This window comes from Streptomyces sp. SID14478, assembly GCF_010548525.1.
Taxonomy (GTDB): Bacteria; Actinomycetota; Actinomycetes; order Streptomycetales; family Streptomycetaceae; genus Streptomyces.
On sequence record NZ_JAAGMG010000274.1, the window covers coordinates 1 to 2,413 of the forward strand.

Annotated in this window: 2 protein-coding genes and 1 pseudogene; all 3 read left to right on the forward strand. The window is 71.2% G+C overall.

What is annotated here, in order from left to right:
- Nucleotides 1-182 (forward strand): annotated as a pseudogene (locus G3I40_RS09565) (rhamnulokinase); the annotation flags it as partial.
- Between the two features lie 91 nt (nucleotides 183-273).
- Nucleotides 274-1,047 carry a (Fe-S)-binding protein gene (locus G3I40_RS09570; RefSeq protein ID WP_164301730.1) on the forward strand — a complete coding sequence of 258 codons (774 nt, stop codon included), beginning with the start codon at nucleotides 274-276 and terminating at the stop codon, nucleotides 1,045-1,047.
- Between the two features lie 53 nt (nucleotides 1,048-1,100).
- Nucleotides 1,101-2,413 (forward strand): lactate utilization protein B (locus tag G3I40_RS09575; RefSeq protein WP_164301731.1); only part of this gene is annotated, 1,313 nt, incomplete at its 3' end.

Here is a 2,413-nt window from a genome sequence, read left to right on the forward strand (position 1 = left end):
CGGGCCCGGCGGAGGCGGCCGCACTCGGCAACGTCCTCGTGCAGGCGCGGGCCGACGGCGTCCTCGGTGACCGGCCGGCGATGCGCCAACTGGTCGCGGAAACCCAGCCGTTGACGCAGTACACGCCGCGCGGCGACCGCGCGGCGTGGGCGGCCGCAGAGGCCCGTGTCGCCACCCCGTGACCGGGAAGGCCGCACGACGTACGCTGCACCCATCCGATGATCGAGCCGCGTCATCCGACAGAACTGACCGAACCCGACCGAAGGGGCCACGATGCGTGTCGCGCTCTTCTTGACCTGTGTCAACGACACGCTCTATCCCGACACCGGCCGTGCCGTGGTGAAACTCCTGACCAGACTGGGTGTCGAGGTGGACTTCCCGGCCGCCCAGACCTGTTGCGGACAGGCGCACTACAACACCGGCTACCGGCACGAGGCCGAACCGCTGGCCCGTCATTTCTCCGATGTCTTCGGGCCGGGCATCGGCTCGGGTGACTACGACGCGATCATCACGCCGTCCGGTTCGTGCGCGGCGATGGTGCGCGAGCTGTATCCGCGGATGGGTGAGCGGGCCCGGGCCGAGGGCCGCGGCGACGCCCTCGCGACGACGCTCGCGCCGGTGGTCCCGAAGACGTACGAGCTCACCGAGTTCCTGGTCGACGTGCTCGGCGTCACCGACGTCGGCGCGTACTACCCGCACACGGTGACGTACCACCCGACCTGTCACGGCCTGCGCTCCCTCGGCCTCGCCGACCGGCCGACCCGACTCCTGCGTGCCGTCAAGGGACTTGAGCTGGTGGAGCTGCCCGGCGCGCAGGAGTGCTGCGGGTTCGGCGGGACGTTCGCCGTGAAGAACTCCGACGTCTCGGCGGCGATGGGCGCGGACAAGGTGCGCAACGCCGAGTCGACGGGCGCGGACGTGCTCTGCGCCGCCGACAACTCGTGCCTCATGCACATCGGCGGCACGATGAGCCGGCTGCGCACGTCACTGCGGCCGGTCCACATCGCAGAGATCCTGGCGAGCACGGAAGAGGAACCCCTGTCATGAGCACTCACAAGGGGCGCGTGTCGGCGCCCGACGACGGGCGGACGTTCGTCGGCATGCCGGCCTTCCCGAAGGCCGCGCACGACGCCGTACGGAACACGACCCTGCGCGCCAACCTCAAGCACGCCACCCACACCATCCGTGACAAGCGGGCCCGCGCCGTCGCCGAGCTGGACGACTGGGCGCAGCTGCGGGAGGCCGGCAAGCAGATCAAGGACCACACGCTGCGCCACCTCGAGCACTACCTCGTCCGGCTGGAGGAGTCGGTGACGGCGGCGGGCGGCACCGTCCACTGGGCCGCCGACGCGGACGAGGCCAACCGGATCGTCACCGCGCTCGTCCAGGAGACCGGCGAGTCGGAGGTCGTGAAGGTCAAGTCGATGGCCACCCAGGAGATCGGCCTCAACGAAGCCCTCGAAGAGACCGGCATCTCCGCGTACGAGACCGATCTCGCCGAGCTCATCGTGCAGCTCGGCGAGGACCGCCCCTCGCACATCCTCGTCCCCGCGATCCACCGCAACCGCGGCGAGATCCGCGACATCTTCCGCAAGGAGATGGGGAGGTGGGGCCGCCCCGCGCCGGACGGGCTCACCGACACCCCCGCCGAACTCGCCGAGGCGGCCCGCCTCCACCTGCGCGAGAAGTTCCTGCGCGCCAAGGTCGGCATCTCCGGCGCGAACTTCATGGTCGCCGAGACCGGCACCCTCGTCGTCGTCGAGTCCGAAGGCAACGGCCGCATGTGCCTGACGCTTCCGGAGACCCTCATCTCGGTCGTCGGCATCGAGAAGATCGTGCCCACCTGGCGCGACCTCGAAGTCTTCCTCCAGACCCTGCCCCGCTCCTCCACGGCGGAGCGGATGAACCCGTACACCTCCACCTGGACCGGCACGACGGACTCCGACGGCCCGTCCACCTTCCACCTGGTCCTGATCGACAACGGCCGCACCGACACCCTCGCCGACGAGGTGGGCCGCCAGGCCCTGCGCTGCATCCGCTGCTCGGCGTGCCTGAACGTGTGCCCGGTGTACGAGCGGGCCGGCGGCCACGCCTACGGCTCGGTCTACCCGGGCCCGATCGGCGCCATCCTCAGCCCCCAACTGCGGGGCACGGCGAGCGAGATCGACGCCTCACTGCCCTACGCGTCCTCGCTGTGCGGCGCCTGCTACGAGGTCTGCCCGGTCGCCATCGACATCCCCGAGGTCCTCGTGCACCTGCGCGAACGGGTCGTCCAGGGCGGCGAGGTCACCCGGCGCGGCGCCAAGGTGACCCTGAAACCGGCCAAGGGCCACGCCGCGGAGCGGTCCGCGATGCGCGCCGCCCGCTGGGCGTTCACCCACCCGGGCGCGCTCGCCGCGGGCCAGCGGCTGGC

Coding starts and splice junctions, on each gene's coding strand:
- G3I40_RS09570 (WP_164301730.1), top strand. CDS start 274: ATGCGTGTCGCGCTCTTCTTGACCTGTGTCAACGACACGCTCTATCCC.